The following is a 13,079-nucleotide window of genomic DNA, read 5'->3' as shown; positions in this document are numbered from 1 at the left end:
CTCGCCGGCCGCCGTGCGCGCCGCCGTCGCCGACACCCAGCGGATCGAGGCCGCGCGGCTGACAGCCCTCGAGGTCGTCGTACCCGAGGCGCTGCACGTCGCGGCCGTCGTACCCATGCTGGAGGAGGGCGTCGGTGACCCGGAGGGAGTGTCCGTCTACGTCGAGGTCCCCCGGGACGATCGCCGCGACGACCTCCTCGCCGAGCTGGCCGGCACGCCCTACCTGGCCAAGCTGCGGACCGGCGGCGTCCGCGCCGACCTCTATCCGAGCGAGTCGGAGCTGGCCGCGACGATCGCCTCGGCCGTGCGCCACGGCGTCCCGTTCAAGGCGACCGCGGGCCTGCACCACGCGGTGCGGAACACCGACCCCGCGACCGGTTTCGAGCAGCACGGGTTCCTCAACCTGCTCGTCGCCACCCACGCCGCCCTCGAGGGCGCCGCCGAGACCGACCTCGCGGTCCTGCTCGCGGAGCGGGACGGCTCCCGCCTGGCCGAGCTCGTGCGGGAGGTGCCACCCAGCACCAGGGAGGCCTTCCGCTCGTTCGGCACCTGCCACATCGGGGAGCCCGTCAGCGAGCTCGCCGACCTCGGGCTGCTCGATCCCGATCTCGTCCCGGGGCTGTCATGACGCGGCTGGCCGTCGCCGACGACTCGCTCTTCGGCTTGGCGAACCTGCCCTACGGGGCGTATTCGGTCCCCGGCGCCGAGCCCAGGATCGGGACGCGGTACGGCGACCACGTGGTGGACCTGGCGCTGCTGCTGGACGACCACGTGTTCGCCCGGCCCACCCTCAACGCGTTCATGGCGCAGGGCCACGACCGCTGGGTGGCGGTCCGGGAGCGGCTCGTGGAGGCGGTCGCCGGTGACGTGCCCGACCGGGCCGTGCACCCGGCCGGGGCGGTGACGCTGCACCTGCCGTTCGAGGTCGCCGACTACGTCGACTTCTACGCCTCCGAGCACCATGCCTCGAACCTGGGCCGGCTCTTCCGGCCCGACAGCCCCGAGCCGCTGCTGCCGAACTGGAAGCACCTGCCCGTGGGCTACCACGGGCGGTCGGCGTCGATCGTGGTGTCGGGGACCGACATCGTGCGGCCGGCCGGGCAGCGGAAGAATCCCCAGGACCCCGCCCCGCTGTTCGGGCCCTCGACCAAGCTCGACATCGAGGCCGAGCTCGGCTTCGTGGTCGGCACCGGCAACCCGATGGGCGAGCCGATCCCGGTCGAGGACGCGGAGCACCACATCTTCGGCGTCGTCCTGTTCAACGACTGGTCGGCTCGGGACATCCAGGCCTGGGAGTACGTGCCGCTCGGCCCCAACCTGGGCAAGTCCTTCGCCTCCACGGTGTCGCCGTGGGTGGTGCCGCTCCTCGCGCTCGGGCCGGCCCGCGTTCCGACGCCGACGCAGGAGCCCGCGGTGCTGCCTTACCTGGCCCTCGAGGAGCCCTGGGGGCTGGAGATCGATGTCGAGGTGGAGTGGAACGGCGAGGTCGTCAGCCGGCCGCCGTATGCCTCGATGTACTGGTCGCCCGCCCAGATGCTCGCGCACCTGACCGTCAACGGCGCCCCGACCCGGACCGGAGACCTGTTCGCCTCCGGCACGATCTCCGGCCCGGAGCGGGACCAGCGGGGCGCGTTCATCGAGCTCACCTGGGGCGGCCGCGAGCCGGTCACGGTGGCCGGCGCACAGCGCACGTTCCTCGAGGACGGGGACGAGGTTGTCCTCCGGGCCAGCGCACCAGGCAGCGGCGGCGCACGGATCGGCTTCGGCGAGGCCCGTGGCCGGATCCTCGCCTCCAAATTCATCGGAACAGAAGGGTAGGCACATGGGAGAGTCGATGAGGGACCTGCTCGGTCGCTTCGAGGAGATGCCACCCGAGATCGTGTTCGAGTGGCACGACTCCGAGACCTCCGCGCGGGGCTGGGTGGTGATCAACTCGCTGCGCGGTGGTGCCGCCGGCGGCGGCACCCGAATGCGGCGCGGGCTCGACCGGTCCGAGGTCGAGGCGCTGGCCAAGACGATGGAGGTGAAGTTCACCGTCTCCGGACCGGCGATCGGCGGCGCCAAGTCGGGGATCGACTTCGACCCGACCGACCCTCGCAGGGACGGCGTCCTGGCGCGCTGGTTCAAGGCGGTCACGCCGCTGCTCAAGGCCTACTACGGCACGGGCGGCGACCTCAACGTGGACGAGGTACTCGACGTGATCCCGATGACTGAGCGGTACGGGCTCTGGCACCCCCAGGAAGGCATCGTCAACGGTCACTTCGCCGCCGACGAACGCGACCTCGTGCACCGGGTCGGGCTGCTGCGCGCCGGCGTGTCCAAGGTGGTCGAGGACCCGCGGTTCACCCCCGATCCCGACTCCAAGTACACGATCGCGGACCTCGCCACCGGCTGGGGCGTCGCGGAGTCGGTCGTCCACTTCTGCCAGATCTACGGCGGCGACGTGGGCGGCAAGCGGGTGATCGTCCAGGGCTGGGGAAACGTCGGCTCCGCCGCGGCGTACTACCTCGCCCAGGCCGGTGCCCGCATCGTGGGGATCATCGACCACGAGGGCGGTCTCATGAACCCCGACGGCTTCACGATGGAGGAGGTGCGGTCACTCTTCGTCGGCAAGGAGGGCGGCTGCGTCCGCGCCGTCGGCAAGGTGCCCTTCGACCAGGTCGACGACGCGATCTGGGACATGGGCGCAGAGATCTTCCTGCCCTGTGCAGCCTCGCGGCTGGTCACGGTGGAGCATGTCAAGCGCCTGATCTCCGGCGGGCTCGAGGTCATCTCGGCCGGCGCGAACGTGCCGTTCGCCGACGCGGAGATCTTCTACGGCCCCACCTACGAGTTCGCCGACCACAATGTGGCCGTACTGCCCGACTTCATCGCCAACTGCGGCATGGCACGGACGCTCGCCATGCTGATGGAGGGCGGGGCCGAGGTGTCGGACGCCGCGATCCTCGGTGACGTCTCGCGGACCATCCACGCCGCTCTGGAGCGCTGCCACGACAGGTCGTCCCACCCGACGTCCGTCGCCGCCACCGCGCTGGAGATCGCCCTCGCCGAGCTCGTCTAGGAGGACCATGCCGCTCAGCGCGTTCGACCTTTACTCCGTGGGCATCGGCCCGTCGTCGTCCCACACGGTCGGGCCCATGCGCGCCGCCGCGCGGTTCGTCGCGGGGCTCCAGCGCGACGGCATCCTGACGGAGGTCGGGCGCGTCCGGTCGAAGCTCTTCGGTTCGCTCGGCGCCACCGGCCACGGGCACGGTTCGGCGAAGGCCGTCATCCTCGGGCTCGAGGGCAAAGACCCGGCCACCGTCGATACCGAGACCGCCGAAAGCCACACCGAGGACGTCAGGAGCTCCGGCGTGCTCTCCCTCGCCGGCGTGCACGAGATAGCGTTCTCGGCGGACGACGACCTGGTGCTCCATCGGCGCAAGTCGCTGCCGGCGCACCCGAACGGCATGACCTTCACCGCGTACGACGCACACGGGGTCGAGCTGCGACGCCGGACGTACTACTCGGTGGGCGGGGGCTTCGTGGTCGACGAGGCGAAGGTGGGGGCGGACCGGGTCGTCCTCGACACGACGACGGTGAGCCATCCGTTCGACTCCGCCGACGAGCTGCTGGTGATCTGCGCGCGCACGGGCCTGCCGATGAGCGGTGTGATGATGGCGAACGAGCTGGCCTGGCGGAGCGAGGCCGAGGTCCGCGCGGGCCTCCTGCACCTGTGGGACGTGATGCAGGAGTGCGTGAAGGCCGGCTGCCGGCACGACGGGACGCTGCCCGGTGGCCTCAAGGTGCGACGACGGGCGCCCGCCCTCTTCCGCGAGCTCTCCTCGGGCGCCGGCGCCGAGGACCCGCTGCGGGTCATGGACTGGGTCAACCTCTTCGCCATCGCCGTGAACGAGGAGAACGCCTCCGGCGGCCGCGTCGTGACGGCACCGACCAACGGCGCGGCCGGGATCATCCCGGCTGTGCTCCACTACTACATGCAGTTCGTGCCGGGTGCCGACGACGACGGCGTCGTACGGTTCCTGCTCACTGCGGCGGCCGTGGGCATGCTGTTCAAGCAGAACGCCTCGATCTCGGGCGCCGAGGTCGGTTGCCAGGGTGAGGTCGGCTCGGCCTGCGCCATGGCTGCCGCCGGGCTCTGCGAGGTCCTCGGTGGCACGCCGGAGCAGGTCGAGAACGCGGCCGAGATCGGGATCGAGCACAACCTCGGCCTCACCTGCGACCCGGTCGGCGGCTTGGTCCAGATCCCGTGCATCGAGCGCAACGCGATCGCCTCCGTCAAGGCCATCAACGCTGCCCGCATGGCTATCTACGGCACGGGGCGGCACACCGTCAGCCTGGACAACGCGATCAAGACGATGCGCGACACCGGCCGCGACATGCACGTCAAGTACAAGGAGACCGCCCGCGGCGGCCTTGCGGTCAACGTCATCGAGTGCTGACCCTCCCGCCGCTGCTGCTCAGAGGACGGTGAAGCCGGTCGTCGGGACCGGCCTGCCCGTGGCAGCGAGCAGCAGCGGGCCTGCGACGCGGCCGGCGACGGCGAGGTCACAGACGATCGCCAGCGCCTGCTCCGCGGTGGCAGTCGGGACCACTGTGGGCACGCCGAGCACCACCGCGAGGTCGGTGACGTGCACGGCAAGCTCGAACGTCCGCGTCGGCAGGTAGTCGCTGAGCCGCATGCCGCCGACGAGCGTGGTCACCAGCTCCGTCCCGTCGCACGAGTCGAGGCGGGTCAGCACCCGCGCCGCGATCTCGGCCACCGCGACCTCGGGAGACCCGCCCAGTGCGGCGCCGGCGTCACGTCCTCGCTGCGCGATCACCTCGCTGCTCGCGACGCTCTTCACCACACGGAAGTAGTCCGCAGGGCCGTCGACATCAACGGCCGGAGCGGGCTGGTCGAGGTACTCCTCGACCGTCAGCAGCGCCCGGCTGGTGTGGCCGACGAGGGCCCGCACGTCCCACTCACCCAGCCCCGGCTCGGACCAGCGGTCACCGACCAGTGCCGTGGTGCGCACGAACTGGTCCGCCCCGTCGATGAACGCCTGCCGGGAGTCCTCCCACCTGAGTTCCATGAGCGAAGGCTAGATCGCGTTGCCCTGTTCTCGACGCGAGCATGTCCCGCGAAGGCCGCTCTCGCCGGGGTTCCGGGATCGAACCGGCATGCTGGTGACCCCCGGTCGTGACCCCTGCGGCATAGGAGTCGCTGTGGAACTCGCGTTTGCCTCTCGACTCTTCCTCTGCCTTTTTGTCAGCGTTGTCGCGAACGTGACGTTGGTCCTGCTCCTTCTCGCGTCGGCACAGCCGGACCTGGCGCCCAACCCCGTGCCGGCCGCCCCGGAGCAGGAGCCCACGACCATCAGCGAATCCGGCGTCCGCTGGGATCCGTGCGCGGCCGTCGGCTGGAGGCACCGCCCCGGCGCGATCGGCACCGAGGTGGTGGGCGCGTCGGCCTTCTCGAAGAACAGTCACCCGACACCGACGAAGGTGCCCGGCGCGGGCCACGTCCTCGCCCGTTGCGAATGAGGCGACGAGCGTCAGGACGTGTGGCGACGAACCCGCCGGTCAGGCCGCCGCGCCCGGCGCGGGACAGCTGCCCATGGCGTTCAGGCGGTCGAGGAATCCGTCGAGTGCCCCGCATGGGTCGGTGAGCGCCTCACGCAGCAGCACCACGTCCAGCTGCGCGTAGAGGGACGCCATCGTCGCAGAGCAGCCGGCGGCGAGAAGGAGGTCGATCCGCTCCTGCGCGTCGGCGGCCTCTTCCAGGACGGCCAGCACCGTCTGGTCGCCGCAGTCCGCCAGGGAGAGCGCGAGAGTCCCGCACAGGAGACCCCGCAGACCGCCGGTCCGGGTCTCGGCGAAGGCAGCGAGTATCGCCAGCTCGCGATCGGCCCCGCTCCGGTGGACCATCAGGCGGCCCTGGTCACCTGGTCGCTGCCGAGGCCCTTCGTTGCCGACCTCTCGTTGAGAGTCACCTCCGCCGCGTCCGTGATGCGCGCCAGCACCCGCTCGGCGGTGTCGCCGTACGGAGCGTCCGGATGAGCTGCCGCCCACTCGAGGAGGACTCCGAGCCGACTGCGGTCTCGCCGGTGTGCAGCGGCGGCGGCCCGGCGGGCCTCGTCGGTCATCGTGGCGTACTCGGAGTAGGCCTCGTACTGGGAGGCCACGTAGGCGTCGACCAGGCGGGAGGCCAGCTCGCACCACCAATCGTCCTGGAGCCCGCTGGCCGTCATGACGACCGTCTTCAGCCTCTGCAGCGCCTTCCTCGGCGGGCGCGGCAGCGGCGAGGCCGCCGCGAGAGCCAGCAGATGGCACACGTGGCCAGGACGTCCGAGCAGCTCGGCCGAGGAGTCCTCGGTCTGCTCGTCCCACAGCGCCAGCACCCGTTCGTCGATCTCCTCCATGGGCTCAAGAGCGGAACCGAAGACCAGCTGGCGCCACCTCCGTAGCGACCGCTGCGCGAGGGTCTGGTCGGCGCTCAGCACCTCCAGGCAGTAGTCGCGGTCGGCCATCGACTCGGGCCGCACCGCCGGGCGGACACCGAGGCCGACGCAGAGCGTCTCGGCCGACACGAAGACCCGGTCCGTGCTCCGCATGCCACGGATCCGCTGCGTGAAGTCCTCGACGAGCTCGGCGACCGCGGCGTGCCTGCGGAGCGCGTAGGGATCCACGACGTCCTGTGCCGCGGCGCCGTTGACCATCGCGGCGAACTCATGGCTGGTCGGGTCGATCGGCGCTCCGAGACGCCGTGCGGCCCGCTGATGGTTGCGCAGCTCCGACTGCGCGACCGACTTCGCGACCTGTCTGGCCCAGCCGCAGGCGGACTTCTGCCGCCCCGTCTCGAAGGAGTAGAAGCTGCCGGTGATCAGCTTGTCGATCAGCCGGCTGAGGAGGAGGTCGGCCAGGTCGCTGCGAAGCTGGCGCGGGAGGTCGAAGCGCTTGTTCGCAACGTCCAGGTGGATCCCGGCGACGTACAGCGCGGCGGAGATCTCGCGCCGCGTGGTCTCGGCGTCGATCTGTCCGGCAAAGTGCAGGTCGATCAGTCCGTGCACGACCTGGTCGATCTCGCTGGTGGTCGGCGCCGGGCTGAGGACCAGGGAACGGGTCGCGGGCGTCATGTCGGACAGGTGTACGCCGGGCACGCCAGATGCTCGGCTTCGCTGGTAAATCGGCCGGCAGGTCGGCTGGCGGGCGAGGCCGAGGGGAGGTCCCCGATCACGGCGCGAGTGAGAGCTCGGCGCCGCTGATGACCACGGCGTGCCACCTGGTGCGGACGGATCCTTCGCTGCGCCCTTCTCAGGGACTCACGAAGGCCTGCCGCTACGACCGGATCGCCGGTTGCGTACTCAAAGCTGCCCATACGACCCTCATCCCGCGCAGTCCCCCACTCCGCTGTCGTGTTGCCGATCGGTCTTGTCCGCTTCCGCGGTCTCGGCCCCGCCGTCCAGGTCCGGGACGGCTGCTCCGCGGCGGTACGTCGCACCCGGGGCACGACGTGAACAGGCCGATCAACTCACAAATCGCCCCATCTGTCACACGGTTCACAGAAAAGGTTAAAAGTTGTCCTACCTCGTTTGACCACCGAGGCAACCCCGAGCGGCACACGCGGCCCCACGGCCGGAGGCACGGCCTGCCAGGCCGCTATCCGGACAGCGCCTCGGTGCTGACCGGGCGTTCCGGGCGGGTCGAAGTGGTCGCGGCGTTGGTGCGTAGTCCGGAGGACACCCCTGCCCGCTGGAACGCCTGCAGCGCGTCCTCGGCGCACCCCACCGAGAGCAGCAGGCCGCCCAGGTCGAACCACAGCTGCGCCGCCCGGCGGTCCGCTCCAGCCGTCTCCAGCGCGAGGATGGCTTGCTGGAGCATCGCCTGCGCGCCGGGGAAGTCGTCGCCGCCCAGCGCGATCTGGCCGAGGAGCAGGTAGGTCTCAGCCGTGGCGAGTGGCGAGTCCTCGACCACCTCGAGGACTCGACGCGCCTCGGTCGCGGCGCGGCTCGCGTGACCTCGCAGGAAGTGGGCCCGAGCCTGGGCCAGCCGGTTGTCCGCGAGGTCCGCCGGCGCGGCGCCACTCGTCAGGAGCTCCGGCTCGGCCTGCCGCAGTTGTGCGAGGGCGTCCTCGACTCGTGGGGGGTCGACCCTCAGGTAGAGGGCTCCCAACCGGGTGCGCAGGCGCGCGGTGTTCCGGGTCGAGTCCGCATCGTCGAGGATGTGCAGCGCCTTCTGGGCGAGGGTGACTGCCTCCGCGTGACACCCGCGACGGGACTCGATGACACTGGCGTTCCAGTAGCTGATGGCCTTCTCGTCCGCGCTCCGCAGGGCGTCAGCGTGCTTCAACGCCTTCCGGCACAGCCGAGCGGCGTAGCCGACATCACCGCTCTCGGAATGGGCGGCCGCGACCGTGAGGATCAGCTTCACCGCCTCCGGCGTGCCCCTCAGGCCGAGCGACCCGATCCGCTGGTCCGCCCGCGCCCCGACCTCCATCGCCCGACCGAGCTCGCCCGACCGGCGATAGATGCGGCTGAGCGCGGTGAGCACGTCGATGGCCGCGACCCCGTCGAGGGCGCCGTCGAGAAGGCCTTCGAGAGCTGCGGCAGCGTCGTCGTACCTCCCCTCGGCCTCCAGCGCGAGCGCCCGGATCAAGGTCGCTCGTCGATACAGGGCCGACTCGGGTGGGAGCTGTCCCAGCAGCGCGTCGGTGCGACTCAGGGCTCCTGGGGTGTCCCCGGTCCGCAGGGCCAGGTGCGCCCAGTCGAGCTCGACTCGCACCGAGGACCACTCCTTCGGGCTGAGGCCGAGGAGGAGCTCGTGCGGCGTGGTGCGGAGGCGCTCCGCGATTCCGCGCAGCACGCGCAGATCCGGGCGCCGCTGGCCCGACTCGATGCGGGACAGGTAGGCCGTCGAGATGAGCCCGGCGGCCACGTCGGACTGCTTCAGGCACAGGGTACGGCGCGCTCGCCGGATGCGAGCTCCGAGCTGGGTGACGTCGACGGAGGCGATGGCTTCGGTGAGGTCGGTGGGATCAGGGGCCTCAGCGGCCTCGACACTGCCGTTCTCGACCCCACCCCGACGGCTGCGCGTCACGCGCCGAGTGTGCCGTATGCCCGGCCGGCGCGCCCCGACTTGCCCGAAAGTGCCAACGCGTCTGGGCAATCCGACGCCGGCGTTCCGTCCGTCGTCCCGTGCCCACCCCGCACGGATCCCGAGCCCGGGTCAGGCCAGGCGCAGCAGCGTGCCGACGCCGACTCGGGCGACGTGGCGCGGCACGAACCGGTCCGCGACGGTGAGCGGGACGCTGTCCTCGATGAACACCATCGCTCGCCGACCGCTGTGGCGGATCAGCCCGTAGAGGTTCAGGTCGGTGACGGCTGGTTCCGTCGCGGCGACGACCACGACGTCTCGTCCGCCGGCGAGCGCCGCGTCCCAGTGAAGGCGCCGCGTCGCCTCGTCCCAGGCCGAGACCCTCTGGAGGATGGCCCGCGCGGACCCGACCAGCGCCGTCAGTGGCAGCGCAGGCAAGGGTGAGGTCGCAGCCATGGGAGGCTCGATCCCGCTCCCGGCCGGCTCGGCGTCGACCAGGTGCCGCGCGAGTCCGTGGGATGCCAGGAGCTCGGCGGCGACACCGAGCGGACCTCGACCCGGTGCCAGGTGCTCGGCCGTCGTCAGGGCCGAGCAGAGGAGCTCGGCGGTCGCGGCGTGGACGACGTCGTCACCGAGGCTGTCGCGCAGCGAGCGGACGATGGCCATCGCCCGCTCTGCTGCCGAAGCGCCCGTCGGCGCGGGGTGCATCGCGCACAGTCCCGTGTCGACGAGGTCCGCCCGGCCGGAGTCGATCACCCACCCCGCCTCGAGGGCCGCTCGCGCTTCGGGGTGGGCGACGACGGCGATCACGGTCACCCCGGTCCTATGCCGCCTCCTGCCGGCCGGCCGCCGCGCGGACGTGCCACGGCTGATGCCGTCGCGCTCAGGCGACCTGCCGTGCGCCCGTCCTCGCTCGACTTGCCAAAAGTACTACCTTTGGGTCAGGGTGACGCTCGTCACGTCCCAACTCATTCTCGGAGAGCCCATGGAACCGATGGACCCGGTGCACAGCACCGCGACCCTGCTTCTCATCGCCGCCGCTGCGGTGGCCCTGCTGCTCCTGCTGATCATGAAGGTGCGTCTGCACGCCTTCCTCTCCCTGGTGCTCGTCAGCCTGGTCACGGCCATCGCGGCGGGCATCCCCCTCGGTGACGTCCCCGCTGCGCTCGCGCTCGGCTTCAACGCCACACTCGGCTCCGTCGCGCTTCTCGTCGGCTTCGGCGTGATGCTCGGGCGTCTGCTCGAGACGACCGGGGGCGCCCAGGTGCTCGCCGACACCCTGATCGGTCGCTTCGGCGAGAACCGGGCGCCGTTCGCCCTGGGCGTGGCGGCGTTGCTGTTCGGTTTCCCGATCTTCTTCGACGCCGGGCTGGTCGTCTTCCTGCCGATCATCCTGACCGTCGCACGGCGGTTCGGCGGGTCGGTCCTCTACTACGCGCTCCCTGCGGCCGGTGGCTTCGCCGCGATGCACGCGCTGGTCCCGCCGCACCCGGGCCCGGTCGCCGCCGGCGTCTCCCTCGGGGGCGACATCGGCCTGATCCTGCTCGTCGGCGTGCCGACGGCCGTCATCTCCTGGTACGTCGGGGTCATGCTCGTGTCGCGGTTCCTCGGTGCGCGCGTCGCCGTGGACGTTCCGGCGGCCCTGTTCGGCGAGCTCAACGGCGGGGTGGCTGAGGAGGACGAGCGGTCCCCGCGCGAGGCGCCGAGCTTCGGCGTGGTCCTGGCGCTCCTGCTGATGCCGATGTTGCTGATCTCCCTCAACACCGTCCTCACCACCCTGGTCGAGGCCGGGGCGGTCGCGGAGGGCAACGCCGTCGTCGACTTCCTCCGCCTGCTCGGCAACACCCCCGTCGCCCTGCTCATCACGCTGCTGGTCGCGATCGCCGTGCTCGGCCGGCCCTCCGGATCGCTGGCGAACACCACCCGGATCCTCGACCAGGCGCTCGGCCCGATCTGCTCGGTCATCCTGATCACGGGAGCCGGCGGCATGTTCGGAGGTGTGCTGCGCGCCAGCGGCATCGGGACCGCACTCACCGGCTCGCTGGCGGACGTCGGCCTGCCGCTGCTCGTCCAGGCTTTCGTGATCGCGACCGCACTCCGCGTCGCCCAGGGCTCGGCCACGGTGGCGTTGACCACGACGGCCGGTCTGATCGCTGAGTCGGTGGCAGACGCTGGCCTCGACGGCTTCCACATCGCCCTGCTGGTGATGGCGATCGCCGCGGGAGCGACGGTCCTCTCCCACGTCAACGACTCCGGGTTCTGGCTCGTCAGCCGGTTCTTCGGCATGGACGAGAAGACAACCCTCAAGACGTGGACCGTCATGGAGACCACCCTCGGACTCAGTGCGTTCGCCCTCGCCGGGATGGCCTGGGGTGTCGCTGCGGCGGTCGGGTGAGGCGCGACGCGAGTCCTCAGCCCGGCGGCTCCATGGCGGTGAGCACCTCCGCGCAGATTGCGGTCATCGCCGCCTCCGCCAGCTCCGGCTGTCCGGCGGCGACGGCCTGCGCGACCATCTCGTGGAGCTGGCGTGCCTCGGGCTTCGGCTGCACCGGCATGAGGTCGTGCTCGGTGCGGCCGCGGAGCACCTCCTCCACCACGTCCCCGAGACCGGCGAAGAGGTCGTTGCCCGAGGCGACGAGCAGCAGCCGGTGGAACTCGACGTCGTGCTCCAGGAACGTGTGCAGGTCACCGCGGCCGCCGGTGTCCTCGAGAAGCGCGGCGAGCTCCACCACACGGGCGCGCTGGGCCTCGTCGGCCCGGGTGGCCGCGAGCGCGGCGGCCCGGGGCTCGATGGCCGCCCGCAGCTGGGAGAGCTGGGCGAGCATCTCGGACCGCTGCCTGCCAGCCAGCCGCCACCGCAGTACGAGCGGGTCGAGCTGGTCCCACGCCTCCCGGCCGAGGACCCGGATCCCGGTGCGCCGGCGGCTCTCGACCAGGCCCAGGGAGGTCAGCACCTGGACCACCTCACGGGCGATCGTGCGGGAGACGCCGAACTCCTGGGAGAGCCAGTCCAGGGTGATCACGGTCTCGGCCGCCAGCTCCCCCTCGACGATCCGCGTGCCCAGGCTCGCCAGGACGCTGGTGTGGAGGGTGACCATGGGCCGCACCCTAGCCGTCACCGACAGGAGGGATGTGCGATGACCGACCACCTGCACGTCGTCATCATGGGAGTCTCGGGAACCGGGAAGTCGACGGTCGCCCGGGGCGTCGCCGCCGCCCTCGGCCTGCAGGTCGCGGAGGGCGACGACTTCCACCCGCCGGCCAACATCGCCAAGATGAGCGCCGGCATCCCGCTGGACGACGACGACCGAGGACCGTGGCTCGCGGCGCTCGCTCGCTGGGCCGGGGAGCGTCACGCGGAGGCCACGTCCACGGTCCTCACCTGCTCGGCCCTCAAACGCTCGTACCGCGACATCCTGCGTTCCGGGGTCCCCGAGCCGACGCTCTTCGTCCACTTGGTCGGCAGCCGCGAGGTGCTCGAACAGCGCATGGCGACCCGGGCGCACTTCATGCCGGTCTCGCTCCTCGACTCCCAGCTCGCCACGCTTCAGGCGCTCGAACCCGATGAGGACGGACTCGTCGTGGACACCGACCAGCCGGTCGCGGACGTGGTCGCAGCCGTGGTGTCCTGGCTGCGCCGTCGGCCCGAACCGCGTCCCCCCGTCAGGGAATCGCCCTCGGCGCGCGGTGGCTTGCCCGGAACCCGGTAGTGGGTGGCGGCGGAGTCTGAGAACGCGGGCGGCTGCCTCGTCGCTGTTGTTCGAGACACGCGCGTCCCCGACCGCTCGGACCTTGCCGACGCCGAGATCATCACCTGGCTCGACGACACTCCCGCTACGCACTCCACGTGTCCGATGCTCCACATCGGAATCGGGGCAGTACACCGCCGAACCCAGGTCTACAAGCTCGTCGACGGACTCCACGTGCGCATCGTCAACGCCGCCACGGGCGAACTCATCCGCGACGGACCATCGACCCACCCGCAACTACCAGCCACTCGGCCG

At 71.3% G+C, this 13,079-nt stretch carries 13 protein-coding genes and 1 pseudogene; 8 read left to right on the top strand and 6 right to left on the bottom strand.

Translation table 11 applies throughout. The features are described 5' to 3' along the window. The 4 genes and pseudogenes from E7Z54_RS23080 to E7Z54_RS09015 all read left to right on the top strand — a co-directional run. Positions 1 to 628 (top strand): annotated as a pseudogene (locus E7Z54_RS23080) (hypothetical protein); the annotation flags it as partial. Beyond that, complete coding sequence (fahA, locus tag E7Z54_RS09025; protein WP_136432978.1) at positions 625 to 1,818, top strand: fumarylacetoacetase; 1,194 nt, start codon at positions 625 to 627, stop codon at positions 1,816 to 1,818. The pseudogene E7Z54_RS23080 and the gene fahA, both read left to right, overlap by 4 nt. Before the next feature lie 4 nt (positions 1,819 to 1,822). After that, a complete protein-coding gene (locus E7Z54_RS09020; protein ID WP_206056093.1) occupies positions 1,823 to 3,061 on the top strand; it encodes a Glu/Leu/Phe/Val dehydrogenase dimerization domain-containing protein in 1,239 nt (412 codons plus the stop codon). Positions 3,062 to 3,068: 7 nt separating this feature from the next. Continuing rightward, positions 3,069 to 4,442 (top strand): L-serine ammonia-lyase, encoded by a 1,374-nt coding sequence (locus tag E7Z54_RS09015; RefSeq protein WP_136432976.1) that lies wholly within the window; start codon positions 3,069 to 3,071, stop codon positions 4,440 to 4,442. 18 nt (positions 4,443 to 4,460) lie between these two features. On the opposite strand, the gene E7Z54_RS09010 is transcribed toward E7Z54_RS09015, so the two are convergent. Then, positions 4,461 to 5,075 carry a maleylpyruvate isomerase N-terminal domain-containing protein gene (locus tag E7Z54_RS09010; protein WP_136432974.1) on the bottom strand — a complete coding sequence of 205 codons (615 nt, stop codon included), beginning with the start codon at positions 5,073 to 5,075 and terminating at the stop codon, positions 4,461 to 4,463. Between the two features lie 133 nt (positions 5,076 to 5,208). On the opposite strand from E7Z54_RS09010, the gene E7Z54_RS09005 reads away from it, so the two are divergent. Further along, positions 5,209 to 5,526 (top strand): hypothetical protein, encoded by a 318-nt coding sequence (locus tag E7Z54_RS09005; protein ID WP_136432972.1) that lies wholly within the window; start codon positions 5,209 to 5,211, stop codon positions 5,524 to 5,526. Between the two features lie 39 nt (positions 5,527 to 5,565). Here the strand turns inward: E7Z54_RS09005 and E7Z54_RS09000 are convergent, their stop codons facing one another. From E7Z54_RS09000 to E7Z54_RS08985, 4 genes are all read right to left on the bottom strand, one after another. Further along, on the bottom strand, positions 5,566 to 5,910 hold the full coding sequence (locus tag E7Z54_RS09000; RefSeq protein ID WP_136432970.1) for a hypothetical protein: 345 nt from the start codon (positions 5,908 to 5,910) through the stop codon (positions 5,566 to 5,568). Continuing rightward, the gene (locus E7Z54_RS08995; RefSeq protein WP_136432968.1) at positions 5,910 to 7,142 is read right to left on the bottom strand and encodes a hypothetical protein; all 1,233 of its coding nucleotides are present in this window, start codon (positions 7,140 to 7,142) and stop codon (positions 5,910 to 5,912) included. The genes E7Z54_RS09000 and E7Z54_RS08995 overlap by 1 nt, the downstream gene beginning before the upstream one ends. A 499-nt stretch (positions 7,143 to 7,641) precedes the next feature. Next, positions 7,642 to 9,078 carry a helix-turn-helix domain-containing protein gene (locus E7Z54_RS08990; protein WP_136432966.1) on the bottom strand — a complete coding sequence of 479 codons (1,437 nt, stop codon included), beginning with the start codon at positions 9,076 to 9,078 and terminating at the stop codon, positions 7,642 to 7,644. Positions 9,079 to 9,207: 129 nt separating this feature from the next. Continuing rightward, on the bottom strand, positions 9,208 to 9,891 hold the full coding sequence (locus E7Z54_RS08985) for a hypothetical protein (protein WP_136432964.1): 684 nt from the start codon (positions 9,889 to 9,891) through the stop codon (positions 9,208 to 9,210). A 169-nt stretch (positions 9,892 to 10,060) separates the two neighbouring features. Here E7Z54_RS08985 and E7Z54_RS08980 point away from each other — a divergent pair, with 169 nt between their 5' ends. Then, positions 10,061 to 11,470, top strand: coding sequence for a GntP family permease (locus tag E7Z54_RS08980; RefSeq protein ID WP_136432962.1), 1,410 nt, complete (start codon positions 10,061 to 10,063; stop codon positions 11,468 to 11,470). Between the two features lie 16 nt (positions 11,471 to 11,486). On the opposite strand, the gene E7Z54_RS08975 is transcribed toward E7Z54_RS08980, so the two are convergent. After that, positions 11,487 to 12,173 carry a FadR/GntR family transcriptional regulator gene (locus E7Z54_RS08975; protein WP_206056092.1) on the bottom strand — a complete coding sequence of 229 codons (687 nt, stop codon included), beginning with the start codon at positions 12,171 to 12,173 and terminating at the stop codon, positions 11,487 to 11,489. Positions 12,174 to 12,212: 39 nt separating this feature from the next. Here E7Z54_RS08975 and E7Z54_RS08970 point away from each other — a divergent pair, with 39 nt between their 5' ends. Then, on the top strand, positions 12,213 to 12,785 hold the full coding sequence (locus tag E7Z54_RS08970) for a gluconokinase (protein ID WP_206056091.1): 573 nt from the start codon (positions 12,213 to 12,215) through the stop codon (positions 12,783 to 12,785). A gap of 3 nt (positions 12,786 to 12,788) precedes the next feature. Beyond that, a partial coding sequence (locus E7Z54_RS23735; protein ID WP_206056090.1) for a hypothetical protein occupies positions 12,789 to 13,079 on the top strand: 291 nt, incomplete at its 3' end.

This window comes from Nocardioides sp. (genome assembly GCF_004803405.1).
Taxonomy (GTDB): Bacteria; Actinomycetota; Actinomycetes; order Propionibacteriales; family Nocardioidaceae; genus Nocardioides; species Nocardioides vastitatis.
This window is presented reverse-complemented; position numbering and strand designations above follow the sequence as displayed.